Origin of the sequence: Azospirillum lipoferum (assembly GCF_024170005.1) — a bacterium.
In the GTDB taxonomy this organism is placed as follows: Bacteria; Pseudomonadota; Alphaproteobacteria; order Azospirillales; family Azospirillaceae; genus Azospirillum; species Azospirillum lipoferum.
On the sequence record NZ_JALJXJ010000002.1, the window covers coordinates 22,393 to 40,416 of the forward strand.

At 66.7% G+C, this 18,024-nt stretch carries 17 protein-coding genes and 1 riboswitch; of the genes, 4 read left to right on the plus strand and 13 right to left on the minus strand.

Annotation, left to right across the window (positions count from 1 at the left end; translation table 11 throughout):
- Positions 1 to 131: 131 nt before the first annotated feature.
- Positions 132 to 1,259 (minus strand): acetoin utilization protein AcuC, encoded by a 1,128-nt coding sequence (locus J2848_RS03920; RefSeq protein ID WP_149230368.1) that lies wholly within the window; start codon positions 1,257 to 1,259, stop codon positions 132 to 134.
- A gap of 120 nt (positions 1,260 to 1,379) precedes the next feature.
- Positions 1,380 to 1,486: riboswitch (TPP riboswitch) on the plus strand.
- 50 nt (positions 1,487 to 1,536) lie between these two features.
- On the opposite strand from J2848_RS03920, the gene J2848_RS03925 reads away from it, so the two are divergent.
- From J2848_RS03925 to J2848_RS03940, 4 genes are all read left to right on the plus strand, one after another.
- A complete protein-coding gene (locus tag J2848_RS03925) occupies positions 1,537 to 2,253 on the plus strand; it encodes an ABC transporter ATP-binding protein (protein ID WP_342787920.1) in 717 nt (238 codons plus the stop codon).
- Positions 2,250 to 3,017 carry an ABC transporter permease gene (locus J2848_RS03930; RefSeq protein WP_149230366.1) on the plus strand — a complete coding sequence of 256 codons (768 nt, stop codon included), beginning with the start codon at positions 2,250 to 2,252 and terminating at the stop codon, positions 3,015 to 3,017. Before J2848_RS03925 ends, J2848_RS03930 begins: the two co-directional genes overlap by 4 nt.
- 16 nt (positions 3,018 to 3,033) lie before the next feature.
- A complete protein-coding gene (locus J2848_RS03935; RefSeq protein WP_149230365.1) occupies positions 3,034 to 3,975 on the plus strand; it encodes an ABC transporter substrate-binding protein in 942 nt (313 codons plus the stop codon).
- Between the two features lie 114 nt (positions 3,976 to 4,089).
- Positions 4,090 to 4,917 (plus strand): universal stress protein, encoded by an 828-nt coding sequence (locus J2848_RS03940; RefSeq protein ID WP_149230364.1) that lies wholly within the window; start codon positions 4,090 to 4,092, stop codon positions 4,915 to 4,917.
- Positions 4,918 to 4,965: 48 nt separating this feature from the next.
- Here J2848_RS03940 and J2848_RS03945 read toward each other — a convergent pair whose 3' ends face one another.
- From J2848_RS03945 to J2848_RS04000, 12 genes are all read right to left on the minus strand, one after another.
- A complete protein-coding gene (locus J2848_RS03945; protein ID WP_149230363.1) occupies positions 4,966 to 5,778 on the minus strand; it encodes an inositol monophosphatase family protein in 813 nt (270 codons plus the stop codon).
- 37 nt (positions 5,779 to 5,815) lie between these two features.
- Positions 5,816 to 6,415 (minus strand): hypothetical protein, encoded by a 600-nt coding sequence (locus tag J2848_RS35860; protein ID WP_149230362.1) that lies wholly within the window; start codon positions 6,413 to 6,415, stop codon positions 5,816 to 5,818.
- Positions 6,416 to 6,499: 84 nt separating this feature from the next.
- Positions 6,500 to 6,808, minus strand: coding sequence for a hypothetical protein (locus J2848_RS03955; RefSeq protein ID WP_149230361.1), 309 nt, complete (start codon positions 6,806 to 6,808; stop codon positions 6,500 to 6,502).
- 165 nt (positions 6,809 to 6,973) lie between these two features.
- A complete protein-coding gene (gene hflX, locus J2848_RS03960; RefSeq protein ID WP_149230469.1) occupies positions 6,974 to 8,254 on the minus strand; it encodes a GTPase HflX in 1,281 nt (426 codons plus the stop codon).
- 52 nt (positions 8,255 to 8,306) lie between these two features.
- Positions 8,307 to 8,555, minus strand: coding sequence for an RNA chaperone Hfq (gene hfq, locus J2848_RS03965; RefSeq protein WP_012974114.1), 249 nt, complete (start codon positions 8,553 to 8,555; stop codon positions 8,307 to 8,309).
- 62 nt (positions 8,556 to 8,617) lie between these two features.
- Positions 8,618 to 9,346 (minus strand): HAD family hydrolase, encoded by a 729-nt coding sequence (locus J2848_RS03970; RefSeq protein ID WP_149230360.1) that lies wholly within the window; start codon positions 9,344 to 9,346, stop codon positions 8,618 to 8,620.
- A 92-nt stretch (positions 9,347 to 9,438) separates the two neighbouring features.
- Entirely contained in the window at positions 9,439 to 10,839 is a 1,401-nt protein-coding gene (ntrX, locus tag J2848_RS03975; protein WP_149230359.1) for a nitrogen assimilation response regulator NtrX, read from the minus strand.
- Positions 10,829 to 13,147: a sensor histidine kinase NtrY-like gene (locus J2848_RS03980; protein WP_149230358.1), complete on the minus strand. Its 2,319-nt coding sequence runs from the start codon at positions 13,145 to 13,147 to the stop codon at positions 10,829 to 10,831. The genes ntrX and J2848_RS03980 overlap by 11 nt, the downstream gene beginning before the upstream one ends.
- Positions 13,148 to 13,371: 224 nt before the next feature.
- Positions 13,372 to 14,817: a nitrogen regulation protein NR(I) gene (gene ntrC, locus J2848_RS03985; RefSeq protein ID WP_149230357.1), complete on the minus strand. Its 1,446-nt coding sequence runs from the start codon at positions 14,815 to 14,817 to the stop codon at positions 13,372 to 13,374.
- Complete coding sequence (locus tag J2848_RS03990) at positions 14,817 to 16,016, minus strand: two-component system sensor histidine kinase NtrB (RefSeq protein ID WP_149230356.1); 1,200 nt, start codon at positions 16,014 to 16,016, stop codon at positions 14,817 to 14,819. Before J2848_RS03990 ends, ntrC begins: the two co-directional genes overlap by 1 nt.
- A 14-nt stretch (positions 16,017 to 16,030) precedes the next feature.
- A complete protein-coding gene (dusB, locus tag J2848_RS03995) occupies positions 16,031 to 17,017 on the minus strand; it encodes a tRNA dihydrouridine synthase DusB (RefSeq protein WP_149230355.1) in 987 nt (328 codons plus the stop codon).
- A gap of 167 nt (positions 17,018 to 17,184) precedes the next feature.
- Positions 17,185 to 18,015, minus strand: coding sequence for a cytochrome C assembly family protein (locus tag J2848_RS04000; protein WP_149230354.1), 831 nt, complete (start codon positions 18,013 to 18,015; stop codon positions 17,185 to 17,187).
- Between the last annotated feature and the right edge of the window lie 9 nt (positions 18,016 to 18,024).

Here is an 18,024-nt window from a genome sequence, read left to right on the forward strand (position 1 = left end):
CCAAGTCCGTGTCACCCGACACGAAAGCTGCACCGGCGCAGTGGAAAGAGAATCAACGAACAATCCGATCCCGTCAACGAATCGTCATGGGTTGGTTCGAAATTCGCCGGAATGAGTCGATCATCAGCAGCTCAGGACATCGCCAAATCCGCGACCCGCTTCACCGCATCCCGAACAGGTCCGGGGCGCCGTTCATCGCCGAGCGTGGTGAACCAGTGATCCGGCGGATTGCGGCCGGCGGCGCGGTTCCAGGTCAGGGCGCGCAATACCGCTTCGGCCTCCGCCGTAGGGCGGACGGCGGGATCGATGCCGTTCATCACCGCCCAGATCCCGACCCAGCAGCGCCCGACCGACCAAGGGTTATAGCCCCCGCCGCCCACCACCAGGACCCGTGGTGCCAGGGGAAGCAGGGCCGCCACCGCATCCCAGAGCGCGCGGTTGGACAGTTCCAGACGGCTCAACGGGTCTTCGGCCAGCGCGTCGGCACCGGTCTGGATCACCATCGCCTGCGGACGGAAGGCACGGGTCAGCGGCAGGACCGCCGCCTCCATCACATGTTCCATCTCGCTGTCGTTGAAGCCCGGCGGCACCGGCAGGTTGCGGGCCATTCCGCCGGCGCGATCCTCCGCCTTGCCGGTGTAGGGCCAGCGGCCGTCCTCATGGATCGAGATCGTCAGCACCCGGTCGTCGTCGGCGAAGGCCTCCTCCACCCCATCACCATGGTGCGCGTCGAGATCGACGTAGAGCACCCGCTCCAGGCCATGGTCCAGCAGTTCCAGGATGCCCAGCACCGGCGCGTTGAAATAGCAGAAGCCGCTGGCGCGGTCGCGCCGGGCATGATGCGTGCCGGCTGCCGGGGCATAGACCAGCCCGGCCGGCCGGTCGCCCAGGATCCGGGCCGCCTGCAATGCCGATCCGCTGCTGTGGGCCGGCCGCCGGTACATCTCGGCGAAGACCGGGTTCTCCAGCTTGCCCAGATTGTGGCGGGCGGCGGTCGCCTCGTCCACCCGCTGCTCCGCCTCCGCGCGTTTCAGTGCCGCGATGTAGTCGGGGGTATGGAAGCGGGCCAACTCGCGTTCGCTCGCCACATGGGTGTCGAGATAGACCTCGTCCGGCAGCCAGCCCATGGCGCGGCTGAGATCGATGGCGGTCGAGACGCGCGGGATCGCCAGCGGATGCTTCGGCCCATATGTCGAGCCGCGATAGATCTCGCCGCCGATGAACAGCGGTATGCGAAGGGGCGTGGTCAGGGCGTGCACTCCATGATGCCGGTCAGAAACTAGGCGCTGCCACAGTCCGGTCAAGCTGCCTGCTTCCGCATGTCGGAAGCCGCGTCCGGCAATGCTTGCGGTAACGGATCGTCCGCGCCTATAGTCGCCGCCTTCACTGGGGGGAGCCGATGGGCGGCTGAGAGGTCCTGTTGCGGGACGACCCCTGGAACCTGATCCGGTTCATGCCGGCGTAGGGATCAGTGATGCGGGACCGCGCCCTCTCCATCTCCGCCAGTTTGCCATGCTTGCGATGACGCCGCTATCGGTGACCATTTCGCGCGCCCGGCTGACCTATGGCGGCACGCTGCTGTTCTCCGACCTGACGCTGGAACTGCCGGCCGGCCGGACCACCTGCCTGCTGGGACCGAGCGGCGTCGGCAAGACCACACTGCTGCGCATCCTCGCCGGTCTGGCCGAGCCGGAGCCGCCGACGGAGGTCGTCACCGGAGACGGCCAGCCGCTGGCCGGCCGCATCGCCTATATGGCGCAGCAGGACCTGCTGCTGCCCTGGCTGACCGTTCTGGACAATGTCCTGCTGGGCGACCGGCTGCGCCACCGCCGTCCCAATCCGGCGCGGGTGGAGCAGGCCCGCATGCTGCTCGACCGCGTCGGGCTGACGGGGCGGGAACGCGACCGGCCGGCCGGCCTGTCGGGTGGGCAGCGGCAGCGCGTGGCTTTGGCCCGCACGCTGATGGAGGACAAGCCGCTGGTCCTGATGGACGAGCCCTTCTCTGCGCTCGACGCCATCACCCGGCTGCGCTTGCAGGAGACGGCGGCGGAGACTCTTGCCGGACGCACCGTCCTGATGGTGACCCACGATCCGCTGGAAGCGCTGCGCATCGGCGACCGCCTGCATGTGATGACCGGCCGCCCGGCCATCATGGGGCCGGCGCTGGAGCCGTCGGGCCCGGTGCCACGCCGCGTCGACGATGCCGGCCTGCTGGCCCATCAGGCGGAGTTGCTGCGGAGGCTGGCGGAATGAAGGCGCTGCTGCGCGCGGCGGTGACCCTGCTGGTGCTGGTCGCCGGCTGGCAGGCGCTGGTCTGGGCCACCGGCCTGCCGCGCTACCTGCTGCCCAGCCCGCTGGCCGTCTTGGACGCCATACAGCGGCAAGCTCCCCTGTTGTGGACCCATGGCCTGACCACCCTCGCCGAGATCCTGATCGGGCTGGTCGCCGGCGTGACGCTCGGCGGGGTCAGCGCGCTGCTGCTGGCGCGGTTCCGCACGGCGCGGCGCTGGCTGATGCCGCTGCTGCTGGTCAGCCAGGCGATTCCGGTCTTCGCCCTGGCGCCTTTGCTGGTGCTTTGGCTCGGCTATGGCATGGTGTCGAAGATCGCCATGGCGGTTCTGGTCATCTATTTCCCGGTGACGACCGCGCTGTTCGACGGGCTGCGGCGCACCGATCCCGGCTGGCTCGACCTAGCCCGCACCATGGGCGCCTCGCCCGCCTCCATCCTGTGGAACATCCGCCTGCCGGCCGCGCTGCCCGCCTTCTGGTCCGGCGTGCGCGTCGCCGCCGCGGTGGCGCCGATCGGCGCGGTGATCGGCGAGTGGGTGGGGTCGTCCTCCGGCCTCGGCTACCTGATGCTGCACGCCAACGCGCGCATGCAGATCGACCTTCTGTTCGCCGCCGTGCTGGTGCTGGGGCTGTTCGCGGTGGCGCTCTATGCCGCCGTCGATGCGCTGGCCCGCCGCGCCCTGCCCTGGCAGCCCGATACCCAACCTGCCGAAGACGCCAACCCTTGAAGGGAAGAGACACCCGATGAAGCACCTGTTCGCCGCCGGCCTGATGGCCGCCAGCCTGATGACCTCGCTTCCAGCATTGGCCCAGGACAAGCTGTCCGTGATGCTGGACTGGTTCGTCAATCCGGACCACGCCCCGCTGGTGGTGGCGCAGGAGAAGGGCTTCTTCAAGGATGCCGGCCTGGAGGTGACGCTGACCGCCCCGGCCGATCCCAACGACCCGCCGAAGCTGGTCGCCGCCGGCGGCGCCGACATCGCCGTGTCCTACCAGCCGCAGTTGATCCTGCAGGTGGCGGAGGAGCTGCCGCTGGTCCGCATCGGTACGCTGGTGTCCACGCCGCTGAACTCCGTCGTCGTGCTGCGCGACGGGCCGGTGAAGACGCTGAAGGATCTGAAGGGCCGCAAGGTCGGCTATTCCATCGCCGGCTTCGAGGACGCGCTGCTGGGTGCCATGCTGGAAAAGCAGGGGCTGAGCCTGAAGGACGTCGAGCTGGTCAACGTCAACTTCTCCCTGTCGCCGTCGCTGCTGTCGGGGCAGGTCGATGCGGTGGTCGGCGCCTTCCGCAACTTCGAACTGAACCAGATGGAGATCGAGAAGCACCCCGGCCGCGCCTTCTACCCTGAGGAGGAGGGTGTTCCCCCCTATGACGAGCTGATCCTGGTCGCCCGCAAGGACAAGGCCAACGATCCGCGCTTCAAGCGCTTCCTGGCGGCAGTGGAGCGCGCGACGCTCTACATCCTGAACCATCCGGAAGATGCGCAGGCCGCCTTCGTCAAGGGCCGGCCGGAGCTGAACGACGAGCTGAATCGCCGCGCCTGGGCCGACACGCTGCCGCGCTTCTCCCACAGCCCGGCCGCCCTGGATGCCGAGCGCTATACCCGCTTCGCCGAATTCCTGAAGGCGCGCGGGCTGATCAAGGCGGTGGCGCCGGTCGACCAGTATGCAGTTGTGGTGAAGTAACCAGTTGCCCTCCTCCCACTGCCGTTGCCATCAGCCCCGGCGGAGCGTTACCTAGAAGGAAACCGCTCCGCCGTCCAATGGCGGGCCGGGCATATGATTGGGAGACGCGAGGGCATGCCGATCAAGACCATCCTGCTGCATATGGCCAACGACGACGCCCACGCCAGCCGTCTGGCGGTGGCGGCGTCCCTGGCCAAGCGCTTCTCCGCCCATATCCAGGCTCTCTACATCGCCACCCCGGTGTCGATGCCGGCCGGTGCCACCGGACGCGCCGCCTCCTACGGCTTCATGGCGGAAGCGACCGCCATCGCCCATGAGAATGCCGAACGGATCGAGCGGGAGGTCCGCCAATCGCTCGACGGCCTGCCCTATGACTGGACGATCGAGGAAGGCGACCATGTCGATCTGCTGGCCGAGCGGGCGTCCTACGCCGATCTGATCGTCGTGGCGCAATCGGCGGCGGTACGGGCGGGGGAACGCGTGTCGCTGCACCACATCCCCGACCGCCTGCCGCTGGAGACCGCCACCCCGGTCCTGGTCCTGCCGCCGAAGCAGCCCGCCACGGCCCCCATCGGCCGCCACGTGCTGATCGCTTGGAAGAACAGCCGCGAGTCGGCCCGTGCCGTCCGCGCCGCCATGCCCTTCCTGGAGACCGCGGAGTCGGTGACCGTGCTGACCGTGGAACCGCTCGGGCAGCAAAGCAACGAGGCTGCCGCCCTGGTCGACTGGCTGCACCGCCACGGCATCGCCGCCCGCCCGCAGTCGGTCATCGCATCGGGCGGCGAGGTCGGCGACATGATCCTGTCCTGCTGCACCGACCAGGGCGCCGACCTGCTGGTCATGGGCGCCTACGGCCACTCCCGCCTGCGCGAACTGGTGCTGGGCGGAGCGACGCGCACGGTGCTGGACGGTCTGGCCCTGCCGGCGCTGCTGGCCCATTGAGGGTGGGAGAGGCAGGGGTGAAATCACCCCTGCCTCCTACGCCCGCTCTCACCCAAACAACTGCCTATGCAGCGCCTGCCAGCTCTCGCGATCGGGCGCCAGCAGGATGCTGCCGTTCAGCAGCCCCGGCCGGTACGGCGTTCCATCGATCAGCGCCGAATACCCGCCGGCTTCCGCATGCAGAAGAACCCCGGCCGCATGGTCCCACGGCATCAGCCGGTGATAGAGCGAGTAGTGTGCCCGCCCTTCCAGCAGCCGCAGATATTCCTGCGCGGCGCTCGACAGACACACCCGCTCCGCCACACCGGCGCTGCGTTCTTCCAGCCTGAGCCTCATCTCTTCGCTGCAAAAGCGCGTCGACAGCGCTCCCACCATCTGCGGCAGCGGCACCGCAGGCGCAACATGGACATGGTGACCATCGAGCCAAGCCCCCTGCCCCTTCACCGCGGTCGCCATCCGTCCATCGACCGGGTCGTGGATCCAGCCGGCAACCGTCTCGCCCTTGCAGGCGAGCGCCACGATCACTGCGAACATCGGCCGACCCTGGGCGAAGTTGATCGTGCCGTCGACCGGGTCGATGATCCACACCGGATCGTCGCCATGGATGCGGTCGAGCACCCGCTCGTCCTCCGACGTCGCCTCCTCGCCGATCACGCGGCTGCCCGGCAGCAGGGCCGACAGTGCCGGGGTCAAAGCCCGCTCCGCCGCCTCATCCGCCAGCGTGACGAGGTCGGTCGGCCCGGTCTTCTGCCGGATGCCGGACGCATCGAGCTTCTGGAAATAGGGCGTGATCTCCGTCTGCGCGACGGAGCGGATCAGGTCGGATACGCGGTCGATGTCGGGAAGCGGGAAACCCGTCATATCTGGTTGGCCTCTTACGGTTCGAGGTGAGAAAGGGTCAGCGCTTTGCCGCCGGCTTGCTGCCGGGCGCGCGGTCCAGTTTCAACACGGGGTCGCCGCCCTTCGGGTCGGTCAGGAGAACCTTGCCGTCCAATCCGCTGTCCTTCAGCGCTTTGGACAGCGCATCGAAGGTGGCGCGGTCGGCAGCGGCGGCGGCGGCCTCCTTGGCCGGATCGGGCGGCGGGGGCGGCACCGGGCCGCCCTGCGCCGGTTCGCGCGGAGCCTTGGAATCGGGCGGGGGCGGTGGAGAGGGCGTACCAGCGGTTTCCTTCTCCGGTTCCGGCGGGGGCGGAGGCGGTGGTTGCCACAGGCGGAAACAGTCGGTGAAGGTCGGTTGCTTGCATTCCTTCAGCAGGCCGGCGGCATCCGGTGCGACGACCTGCGGTTCATCGGGTGCCACCGGCAGCGGTCTGGGCGGGGGAGGAAGCGGATCTTCGGGCGGAGTTTCCGGTTCTTCCACATAGCCGGGTGGCAGCGGCGCTCCCGGACGCAACAGCTCCGCCGCCGGCAGCGGTTGGGCAAATGCCAGCAACAGCGGCAGCGCCGGCATCAGACGGCTGGCAGCGGTCGGAACGATGCGGAAAGGGGAACGGAGCACGACGGGACCGCAGCGATGGCGAACGGCCCATTATGGCCCGCCATCGCAGGTGCCGTCATCCCTCAAGCGTGTGTCAAATCACCGTTATGCCGCGGCGCGATGGTCATGATGGGAGTCATGGCCAGGCCCACCGGTGAAACCGCCATAGCCCCAAGCCGCCAGTTCACGGCAGATCGCCGAGATCTTCGCAGCCTCATCGGCATTGGGTTCCCGCTGACCGGCTGATTCGATCAGATGCATCAGGGTTGCACGACCCTCGGGCGAATGCGAAAGCTCTTGCAGGCGCAGCAGTGCCGCACCCGGCGGCAGATTCTCCTGACGGGCGACGAGGGCTACCTGATCGGCGAGAAAGGCCGTAATCGAGAAGCACGACGGATCGGTTTGCAACCGCATTGGCAGTCCTCCTCAAAGGGGGAGCACAACCGCTCCTTTCCCATCATCGGACCCCAACGGCTAAATGACCACGCCGCATTCGTCTTAAGACCGGAGTGGGGTGCAACAGGTCATAGCTGCCGTTTGCACCCCTTTCCGTTTGGCCGGGACACTCGGTCGCACCGCTTAAGGTTGCGGCTCGGCCTGGGTGGAGGGTTGGAACCGTTTCTCGAACCGGGCGAGATCGACAGGATCGATGGAGACATGCAGATACGCATGTTCCTCATCGTCGCGCCGGTCCAGCACCTCGCCCTTGGCATAGAGCCAAGCGAGCGCCGCCCCATCGCCGAGGTCCACCGACAGGTCGACGACCTGCCGATTGACATTCATCCGTTGGTCCAGCAGGCGGTCGAGGTCGTCGATCCCCTCACCGGACAGGGCGGACACCGCCACCGCCCGCGGATTGCGACTGGTCTGGGTCAGGATCGCCGCGCGGCTTTCCTCGTCCAGCGCGTCGATCTTGTTCAGCACCTCGATCACCCGGTCGTCCGTCTCCGGGTCGATGCCCATGTCGGACAGCACCTCATGGACATCGGCCTTCTGCGCCTCGCTGTCGATGTGGGCGATGTCGCGGACATGCAGGATGATGTCGGCGGCGTCCACCTCCTCCAGCGTGGCGCGGAAGGCGGCGACGAGGCCGTGCGGCAGGTCGGAGATGAAGCCGACCGTATCCGACAGGATCACCTTGCGGCCGGACGGCAGAGTCACCTGCCGCATGGTGGGATCGAGCGTGGCGAACAGCAGATTTTGCGCGAAGACGTCGGCATTCGCCAGCCGGTTGAACAGCGTCGATTTGCCGGCATTGGTGTAGCCGACCAGCGCCACCACCGGATAGGGCACCTTGGCCCGCGCCTTCCGATGCAGACCACGGGTGCGCCGCACCTCTTCCAGTTCCTTCTTGATCTTGATGATCCGGTCGCCGATCAGGCGGCGGTCAAGCTCAAGCTGCGACTCACCGGGGCCGCCAAGGAAGCCGAAGCCGCCGCGCTGGCGTTCCAGGTGGGTCCAGGACCGCACCAGCCGGGATTTCTGATAGGTCAGGGAGGCCAGTTCGACCTGCAACATGCCTTCCCGCGTCCGGGCGCGGGCGCCGAAGATCTCCAGGATCAGGCCGGTGCGGTCTATGACCTTCGCCTTCAGCGCCCGTTCGAGGTTGCGCTGCTGGACTGGCGACAGGGCGTGGTCGAGGATGACCAACGTCGCCTCCGCCTCCTCCACCACCTGTGCCAGATGCTCAACCGTGCCGGAGCCGAGCAGGGTCGATGGCTGCGGCCGGTTCACCTTGGCGCATTCGGCATGGACGACGTCCAGCTGAATGGCTTGGGCAAGACCGACCGCTTCCTCAAGCCGGGATTCGGGAGGGCGCATATCCCCGTCCGCCTCACTGCGGAGGACAGGGTGGACCACGATGGCCCGCGCGGCGCCTTCAGGGGCCGCGCCGTTACCATTGGTCAAGGGATCAGACGCTTTCACCTTCCTTGGGCGGCTCAAAAAGTTGAATGGGATGGGCCGGCATGACCGTCGAGATTGCGTGCTTGTAGACGAGCTGGGAATGCGCGTCGCGCCGCAGAAGTACCGAAAAGTTGTCGAACCAAGTAATGATGCCCTGGAGTTTCACGCCGTTCACGAGAAAGACGGTTACGGGAGTCTTGTTCTTACGGACGTGATTGAGAAACACGTCCTGCACGTTTTGGCTTTTTTCAGACATTTTTCATGCCCCCTTCTTCAATGTTCTTGGGACCCCTTCGTTTAGGTGGTCCGCTCCCCGTTTCACGGTGCAGGTGTGGTGCGCGTCGGTACCGTCTCGACAGCCGTTTGCAGGGATATGGTATCACCATTGCCGTCCACCAAGCCATACAGCACGCTGTAAAGCGCCGTGCAGTCGGTGTGGCTATGGGCGGGGGGAAAACGGTCGAAGCCACTCCCCTCGCCCAGCCCTATTAGCACTGGAACGAGCCCGGCGCCATGGGCGCATTCCATATCGATGTCGGCATCGCCGAGAAACCAGACATCGGCGCTGGGCAGGATCCCCGCCGGCTCCAGCGCCAGCCGCACCGGGGCGATGTGCGGCTTGTCGAATTCGGCATCCTGGGCGCCGACCAGCTTGCCGAAATAACGGGTCCAGCCCAGCGCGTCGGCCTCCGCCCGCAGAAACTTGCCGTTCTTGTTGGAGACCACCGCCTGATAGACGCCACGCTCATGGAAATGGCGCAGCAGGGTCTCCGCACCCGGCAGCGGCTTCAGCCCGTCCAGATGGTGAGCGGCGAAATAGGCGTAGAACAGGTCGCGCGCCTCGGTCCAGCGCTCGCCGAAGATGCGCGGGAAACTGTCGCGCAGAGACGCCTTGATCCGTTCGCGGGCTTCCTCCGCACTCCAGGGGGCGAGGCCGAAGGAGATCAGCGCGTGGTTCAGCGCCTCGCGTACCGTGTCCCAGTTGCTGACCAGGGTATTGTCCCAGTCATAGATGACGGCGCGCGGCAGGGTGATGGGGGAGGACAAGGAGGTTTCTCAAATGGATTGTCATTGCAGAAGCCCCTCTCCCCCGCCGAACGGGAGGAGGGGGATAATAGGGGCAATATCTCCCCCACCGCTCACTCGATGAACATCTTCCCCTTCTCGCTACCATGGACGCCAAGCGACTTCAGCTTGCGGTGAAGGGCGGAGCGCTCCATGCCGACGAAGGACGCGGTGCGGGAAATGTTGCCGCCAAAGCGGGTGACCTGGGCCAGCAGATATTCGCGTTCGAACACCTCGCGGGCCTCGCGCAGAGGCAACCCCATGATCTCGCCGCCCTTGTCCCACTTCAACACGGTGGGGGTGATGGCGCCGATCTCCGGCGGCAGAGTGTCGGCGCGGATCGGCTCCTTGGGGTCGCCATGGGCCATGATCAGCAGCCAGTCCACCACATTGCGCAGTTGGCGCACATTGCCCGGCCAGTCATAGGCCTGGAGGGCAGCCATGGCGTCCTCGCCGAATTCGCGGGTCGGCAGGCCGGACGCCTCGGCGGAGCGCTGCATGAAGTGGCGTGCCAGCACCGGGATGTCTTCGCGCCGCTCGGCCAGCGACGGCACGCGGATCGGCACCACCGACAGGCGGTAGAACAGATCCTGGCGGAAGCGGCCCTGCTCGATCTCCGCCTGGAGGTCGCGGTTGGAGGTGGCGATCACGCGCACGTCCACCTCGACCCGCTGGCCGCCGCCGACTCGCTCGAACACCTGCTCCTGAAGGGCACGGACGATCTTGCCCTGGGTTTCCAGCGGCATGTCGGCAACCTCGTCCAGCAGCAGCGTGCCGCCATGGGCCTGCTCGAAGGTGCCGATCTTGCGGCCAGGGCCGTCAACGCCGGCCTCGGTGCCGAACAGCTCCATCTCCAGCCGTTCCGGCCGCATGGTGGCGCAGTTCAGCCCGACGAAGGGACCGCCGGCCCGGCGGGAGCGGGCATGGATCAGCCGCGCGACCACCTCCTTGCCGGCGCCGGGCGGGCCGGAGATCAGCACGCGGCTGCCGGTCGGCGCCACCTTGTCGATGGACTGGCGGACCTGATTGACCGCCGAAGACTTGCCGATCAGCTCCACGTCGCCGCCGGCGCGCAGCTTCAGTTCCTGGTTCTCGCGCTTCAGCCGCGCCGCCTCGATGGCGCGCTCCACCATCAGCAGCAGTCGATCGGCCTTGAACGGCTTCTCGATGAAGTCGTAGGCACCGACCTTGATCGCCTGGACCGCGGTTTCGATGTTGCCGTGGCCGGAGATCATGATGACCGGCAGATTGGCATGGTCCCGCATCAGCTGTTCCAGGATTTGCAGGCCGTCCAGCCTGCTGCCCTGCAGCCAGATGTCGAGCACGACGAGGCTCGGCCGGCGTGCCGCCACCTGGGCGAAGGCCTGATCGGCATCGGCGGCCTCGCGCGTCTTGATGCCTTCGTCGTTCAGGATGCCGGCTATCAGCATCCGGATATCGGCTTCGTCATCGACGATCAGAATGTCATGCGCCATGGGCTTCGTGCCTCATCTCTCCGCCGGTCTCCGCCGGCCTGTCGTCACGGCCGCCCGCGTCGTTCGCGACCGTAACCGGGTGTGGAATGACCAGCGTCACACGCGCCCCGGTCCCGCCTTCGCGATCCTCCAGGGTCAGCACGCCACCATGGTCCTCCATGATCTTCTTGACGATGGCGAGCCCCAGCCCGGTGCCCTTGGCCCGCGTCGTCACATAGGGCTCGGTCAGCCGGTCTCGCTGTTCGCCGCCGGGCAGACCCTTGCCATTGTCCTCGACGGTGACGACGACCTTCTCGCCGTCATCCTCCACCGCGATCGCCACCTCGCCGGGCGGCAGTTCCGACCCGTCGGTGCTCGCCGGGCGCCCTTCGATGGCATCCGCCGCGTTCTGCAACAGATTGGTCAGCGCCTGGGAAATCTGCCGGCTGTCACAGGCCACCGTCAGCGGCCCCGACGGCAGCCGGGTATCAAAGCGAATCTTGCCGGAATGGGCGCTCGATTGCAGGAACACCGCCTGCCGGACCAGATCGTTGATGTTGACCGGCTTCATCACCGGCTGCGGCATCCGTGCGAAGGCGGAGAATTCGTCCACCATGCGGCGGATGTCGTCGACCTGCCGGACGATGGTGTCGGTGCACATGGTGAAGACCTCCGTATCGCTGGAGATCTCCTTCAGATATTTCCGGCGCAGCCGTTCGGCCGAAAGCTGGATCGGCGTCAGCGGATTCTTGATCTCGTGCGCGATGCGGCGCGCCACGTCGGCCCAGGCCGCCTTGCGCTGTGCCGAGACCAGTTCTGTGATGTCGTCGAAGGTCACGACATAGCCACGCACATTGCCATCGCGCACCTCCGCAGCGATGCGCACCAGCAGGGTCAGCGTCGGCTTGCCCGGCCGCCGGATCTGGATCTGGTCCTGCACGACGCGGCCCGGCTTCTTCGGGGCGTTTTCCAACAGGTCGCCGATATCCGGCAGCAGTTCGACCAATGGCATGCCGACCAGCCGCTCCGGATCCTCCTCGCCCAACAGGCGGGCGGCGGACAGGTTCGGCAGGTTGATCACGCCGTCCGCATCGACACCCAGCACGCCGGCGGACACGCCCGACAGCACCGTTTCGGTGAAGCGGCGCCGCTCGTCCAGCAGCCGGTTGGTCGACAGCAGTTCCCGCCGCTGCCCCTCGATCTCGGTGGTCATGCGGTTGAAGGCGCGGGACAGCAGGACGAACTCGTCCTCGCCCGGCGGTTCCGACACGCGAACCGTCAGATCGCCGGCGCGCACCCGCTCGGCGGCGCCGATCAGGGCGCTGATCGGGCGCACCAGCCGGGTGGCGAAGTTCAACCCGGCCCACACCGCCGCCAGCAGCAGCAGCATCGCCACCACCAGGAAGATCAGGGTGAAGGTGATCTGCAGGCTGCCGCGCTGGTTCTCCAGTGCGGTGTATTCCTTCACCGCCCCCTCGGCCGAGGCCATATGCTGGAGCACCCGTGGCTCCACCATGCGGCCGACATAGAGGAAGGTGTCGGACACCCGGTCCAGGCTGACCAGGGCGCGGACGCGGTCGTCGGATTCCTTGACGATCAGCGCGACCTCGCCACTGCGGGCCTGCTGGATCTTGTCTTCCGGGATCGGTTCGAATTCCAGGGTGAAGGTATAGCCGGCGCGCGCGACGATGGCGCCGGTGGTGCCGTTGAAGACGATCGCTTCCGACAGCGCGCGCAGCATCGCCTGGGTTGCGACGACCTGCTCGAACCGCTCGGGGTCGCTGGAGAAGCGCGCCTCCTGCGACAGGTCGTTGGCCATGGCGAGCGCATCGGCGCGGATGTTCTGCTGGTGCTCGTGCAGATAGGCGCTGGCGACCACCAGGGATTCATTCACCGCCGTGCGGACGCGGTCGCTGAACCAGCTCTGCACCCCGACATAGAAGAACAGGGTGGAAAAGACGGTCATGATGATGGCGGGAGCCACCGCCAGCACGCTGAAGACCAGGACCAGCCGGGTGTGCAGCCGCGACCCCGCCAGCCCGCGCCGCCGCCCGATCAGGATGGCGACGATGCGCCGGGCGATCAGCACACCCAGCATCAGCAGGATGGCAAGGTCGAGCGTCAGCAGAAGCGTGACGGTCCGCGGGTTGGCCTGTCCGAACGGCGCGCTTTCCGTCATCGCCGCATAGGTGGCGAAACCGGCGGCGAGCGCGGCCAGCGACAGGGCGAAAGCCAGCCGCTTGCCCAGCCCGACCTGGCGGGACCATTGGAGAATCTTCTGCCAGACCGGCCTTTGGCCGGCTGCTGCGATGTCTGTGTTGGGTGGCATGGTCCGGCGCTGATCTGTTGCCGGAAAGATACACCTCTGTTGCGGCCCTGCCAAGCCGCAATGAATCTGCCTTTCGGACAGCACCGGTTACGCCGGAAGGTACCAGAGCAACCGGGCGTTCCATGGACGGCGGTTCGCCCGCCGTCCCAGCACAGGCTGTGTCACAATTTTGGCACGGATCGGCTGCGACGGCGGGGGTACCCGCACGCGTTGCCGGATGCCGTTTATTTGATGCCGCGCATCACCTGGATATCCAGATCACGGATCTTCTTGCGCAGCGTGTTGCGGTTCAGGCCCAGCAGTTGGGCTGCCTTGATCTGGTTGCCGCGGGTCGCCGACAGGCTGAGCGAGATCAGCGGCCGTTCGATCTCGCGCAGCACCCGGTCATACAGGCCATTGGACGGCATGCCATCCTTGTGGGCGGCGAAATAGTCCTTCAGATGGCGCTCGACCGCCGAGGACAGGCCCTCGCTCTGCGGCTCCTCGACCGGCTGGGCGGCCGGGGTGGCGTCGGCAAGCTCCGCCTCCACCACGTCCAGCCCGATGACCTCCTGCGAATAGAGGGCGGCCAGACGGCGGACGAGATTCTCCAGTTCACGGACGTTGCCGGGCCAGCGGTAGCGCTTCAGCCGGTCCATCGCCGCCTGATCGATGCTCTTGGCCGGAAGTCCCTGGCTGATGCCGAGATTCAGGAAATGTCGGACCAGCAGCGGAATGTCCTCCGTCCGCTCGCGCAGCGGCGGGAGACGGATCGGCACCACGCACAGGCGGTAGAACAGATCCTCACGGAAAAGCCCCTGGCGGATCAAGGTGCGCAGGTCGCGGTGGGTCGCCGCGATGATGCGTACGTCGGTCTTGATCGCGGTGCGCCCGCCGACCGTGGTGTATTCGCCCTCCTGCAGCACGCGCAGCAGGCGCGTCTGGGCATCGAGCGGCATGTCGCCGATCTCGTCCAGGAACAGGGTGCCGCCCTGCGCCTGCTCGAACCGGCCGGTCGACCGGTTGGTAGCGCCGGTGAAGGCTCCCTTCTCATGGCCGAACAGCTCGGATTCGATCAGTTCGCGTGGGATCGCCGCCATGTTGATGGCGACGAAGGCGCCATTGCGCCGCTTGCCGTAATCATGCAGCGCGCGGGCGACCAGTTCCTTGCCGGTGCCGGACTCGCCGGTGATCATCACCGTCAGGTCGGTGCCCATCAGGCGGGCCAGCACGCGGTAGATTTCCTGCATGGCCGGCGAGCGGCCGATCAGCGGCAGTTGCTCCTCGCCCTCCACGTCGCCGCCGGGCATGGTGGCCGGCGGGGTGTTGGTGTTCAGCGCCCGCTCGACGACCGACACCAACTCCTTCAGGTCGAAGGGCTTGGGCAGATATTCGAAGGCCCCGCGCTCCGCCGCCTTCACCGCGGTGATCAGCGTGTTCTGCGCGCTCATCACGATGACGCGCATTTCGGGCCGCAGCTTCTTGATGCGCGGGATCAGGTCCAGGCCGTTTTCGTCCGGCATCACCACGTCGGTAATCACCAGATCCCCCTGCCCGTCCGCCACCCAGCGCCACAGCGTCGCGGCATTGCCGGTGGTGCGAACCTCGTGCCCAAGCCGGGCGAGGGCCTGCGTCAGGACGGTGCGGATGGCGCGATCGTCATCCGCGACGAGAATGGTCGCCGCACTCATCAACGAGTCCCCCGGCCGCCCTTGGACTGCAAGCCAGCGTCAGAAATCTTCGACTCCCCGGAAAGCTTCGGTTCATCGTATTTCGAATCATCGTACATCGGCAGCGACACCTTGAAGACGGTCCGGCGAGGCTGGCTGTCGAACTCGATGGTTCCGCCATGGTCGCCTATCAGTTTCGCCACCAATGCAAGACCAAGGCCAGTTCCGTTCACTTTGCTGGTCACGAAGGGATCGAACAGGTTGGATTGCAGGTCTTCCGGAATGCCGTCGCCATTATCCTGAACCGTCACCAGCAAGGGCAGATGCCGGCGCGCATCCCCGCCGGGCAGCGCCATGCGGACACCATGCTGGTAGGAGGTCGTCAGCGTGATTTCGCCGCCTGATTCCGGTGCAGCCTCTGCCGCATTTTTCACCAGATTCAGGAAAACCTGCACAAGTTGGTCGCGATTGCCATAAACAGAAGGCAGTGACGGGTCGTACCGTTCGACAAAGCGTATTTTTCGGGCAAACCCACTCTGGGCCACCTTGCGCACATGTTCCAGCACCGTATGGATGTTCACCGCGGCGCGTTCCAGCGGCCGTTCGTCGGAGAACACCTCCATTCGGTTGACCAGCGCGACGATGCGGTCGGCCTCGTCGCAGATCAGGCGGGTCAGAACCCGGTCCTGGTCGCTGGCATTCTCCTCCAGCAGCTGGGCGGCGCCGCGGATGCCCGACAGCGGGTTCTTCACCTCATGCGCCAGCATCGCCGCCATCGCGGTGACCGAGCGTGCGGCATGGCGGTGGGTCAGCGAATGGTCGATCTTGCGGGCCAGCGACCGCTCATGGATGGTTAGCACCACATGGTCGGGCGGGTCGCCCATGGCCGCCACCTGCACCGTCACATGGTGCGGGCCGATGCGCGGCGTGTCGATGACGACGCCGTCCTGCGACACCCGCCGGCTGCCGCGGCGCACCTGCTGGATCAGACCCATCACCGGGCTGTCCGGGGGCAGCAGGTCTGGCAGCGGCATGCCTTCCATGGCGTTGGCGGACAGGTCGAAGAACTCCTGCCCTTCCAGATTGACGAAGCGGATTTCACCGTTGCCATCCACCACCAGCACCGGATCGGGCAGGCTGTTCAGCACCACCAGGGACTCCAGCTTGGGCGACCGCGCGGCACCCGGCCGGTTGCGGCCACGGGCACCGGAACTGGTCATGGATACTGGCTCCATCAGGCGGCCATCCTTTCGATTGCCGGTTCGTAAAAGGCACGGATGCGGTCACGCACCGCGTTGGGATCGCCCAGCCGGTTGACCTCCTGGCGGAACTCATTGGAGCCGCGCAGACCGGTCGAGTACCAGGAGACATGCTTGCGGGCGACCTTGATGCCGCCGTCGCTGCCGTAATGGCTCAGCATGCCGTCGAAATGCTCCAGCAGCGTGTCCATCTGCTCGTACAGCGGCGGGTCGGCCAGCTTTTCACCGGTACGCAGGTAATGCATGACCTGCGAGGGGAACCAGGGCCGGCCATAGCTGCCACGCCCGACCATCACGCCGTCGGCGCCGGATTCGGCGAGCGCACGCTCCACCGTCTCGAAGCTGGTGATGTCGCCGTTGACCACCACAGGGATCGACACCGCCTCCTTCACAGGACGGACCGCGCTCCAGTCGGCAGTGCCAGTGTAGAACTGCATACGGGTGCGGCCATGGACCGTCACCATCCTGATGCCGCACTGCTCGGCGATCCGGGCGAGATTGGGGGCATTGCGGTTGGTCTCGTCCCAGCCCAGCCGCATCTTCAGCGTCACCGGGATGCTGACGGCCTTCACCACCGCCTCCAGAATTCGGCCGGCCAACGCCTCGTCCCGCATCAGGGAAGAGCCGGCATGGCCGTTGACGACCTTCTTGACCGGGCAGCCGAAATTGATGTCGACGACGGCAGCGCCGCGGTCCTCGTTCAGCTTCGCCGCTTCCGCCATCACCTCGGGCTCGCAGCCTGCGAGCTGGACCGCCATCGGAAACTCCTCCGGTTCGGTCTCCACCATGCGCAGGGTCTGTCGGTTCTCCCGGATCATCGCCTGGCTGGCGATCATCTCCGACACGACGAGGCCGCAGCCCGCGCGTTTCACCAGACGGCGGAACGGCAGGTCGGAGACACCCGACATGGGCGCCAGGATCACCGGTCCGGCGAGCGTGATGGGTCCGATTTGTATGGTCATTCTCACCTGCCCGATTGATGGGCAAATCAACAAAGTGCCGTCAATTTGGGCAGATTATCACGCTGCTACAGTCGTGTGCAAGCGCGAAGCCCATCACCCACGCTCAAGCCCAGGCTGAAACGCATGATCTTCCACCGGCTTGCGTCGGATCTGCGCTGGGTCGGCGATCAGTTCCAGGTCCACTGCCCGATCAGCACGTTCGACACGAACTTGACGCCGGGATAGGCAAGCGTCGCCAGCAGATACACGATCAGCATGGTCCGCGCCGCCGTCCGTCCGCGGACGCCGGTGCGGTATTCGGCCAGCAGCAGGATGCCGATCACGATGAAGGTCGCCAGTGAAAGCAGGCTCTTGTGGTCGGTGCGGAACAACAGACCCTGCTCGAAATAGAGCACCGCCATGCCGGTGGCGAGGCCGGCGCCCAGCACCACCTCCGATGCGATCAGCAGACGCAGTTGCAGCCGCTCGCTTTCCGCCACCGGCGGCAGGAAGCGGCTGAGCGGAGTGGGCCGCTTGGCCTTCAGCGCCCGGGTCTGGATCACCGCGGCGAAGGAGGACACGGCGCTCAGCGTCAGCAGGGCATAGGTGAAGACCGACACGGCGATATGAAGGTCGATCCACACACCCGGCGCGTTGCCGCGCAGGATCGGCGCCGGCGCATCCTCCGTCAGCGTCGCCAGCAGGCAGACGACCAGCAGGTAGGGCAGCAGCAGCGGTGCCAACCTCCAGGCCGTGTCATGGAACAGGCTGAGCCCGATGAACAGGGCCATGCAGGCGGCGGTCGTCACCCACAGCGCGGTTGAAAAGCCGGTCTGCCACTGTCCGGCGACCTGGAGAATCGCCCACATGCCGGGCCCGGCGGCGGCGAGCAACAGGGCGCCCCAGAAGGACCAGCCGCGTCCCTCCCCCCCCTGCCCCGCGATGCGCCGGTAGGGATAAAGGGCGGCAGGCACCAGGGCCACCAGCGCCGTCAGGCTCAAAAGGATGTTCTGCGACATGGACCCGAA

Excerpts from the sequence above, each read along its gene's own strand:
- J2848_RS03930 (WP_149230366.1), top strand. The coding sequence starts at position 2,250 with ATGAAGGCGCTGCTGCGCGCGGCGGTGACCCTGCTGGTGCTGGTCGCC.
- J2848_RS03935 (WP_149230365.1), top strand. The coding sequence starts at position 3,034 with ATGAAGCACCTGTTCGCCGCCGGCCTGATGGCCGCCAGCCTGATGACC.
- J2848_RS03940 (WP_149230364.1), top strand. The coding sequence starts at position 4,090 with ATGCCGATCAAGACCATCCTGCTGCATATGGCCAACGACGACGCCCAC.
- J2848_RS03945 (WP_149230363.1), bottom strand. The coding sequence starts at position 5,778 with ATGACGGGTTTCCCGCTTCCCGACATCGACCGCGTATCCGACCTGATC.
- J2848_RS03955 (WP_149230361.1), bottom strand. The coding sequence starts at position 6,808 with ATGCGGTTGCAAACCGATCCGTCGTGCTTCTCGATTACGGCCTTTCTC.
- hfq (WP_012974114.1), bottom strand. The coding sequence starts at position 8,555 with ATGTCTGAAAAAAGCCAAAACGTGCAGGACGTGTTTCTCAATCACGTC.
- ntrX (WP_149230359.1), bottom strand. The coding sequence starts at position 10,839 with ATGGCGCATGACATTCTGATCGTCGATGACGAAGCCGATATCCGGATG.
- J2848_RS03980 (WP_149230358.1), bottom strand. The coding sequence starts at position 13,147 with ATGCCACCCAACACAGACATCGCAGCAGCCGGCCAAAGGCCGGTCTGG.
- ntrC (WP_149230357.1), bottom strand. The coding sequence starts at position 14,817 with ATGAGTGCGGCGACCATTCTCGTCGCGGATGACGATCGCGCCATCCGC.
- J2848_RS03990 (WP_149230356.1), bottom strand. The coding sequence starts at position 16,016 with ATGACCAGTTCCGGTGCCCGTGGCCGCAACCGGCCGGGTGCCGCGCGG.
- dusB (WP_149230355.1), bottom strand. The coding sequence starts at position 17,017 with ATGACCATACAAATCGGACCCATCACGCTCGCCGGACCGGTGATCCTG.
- J2848_RS04000 (WP_149230354.1), bottom strand. The coding sequence starts at position 18,015 with ATGTCGCAGAACATCCTTTTGAGCCTGACGGCGCTGGTGGCCCTGGTG.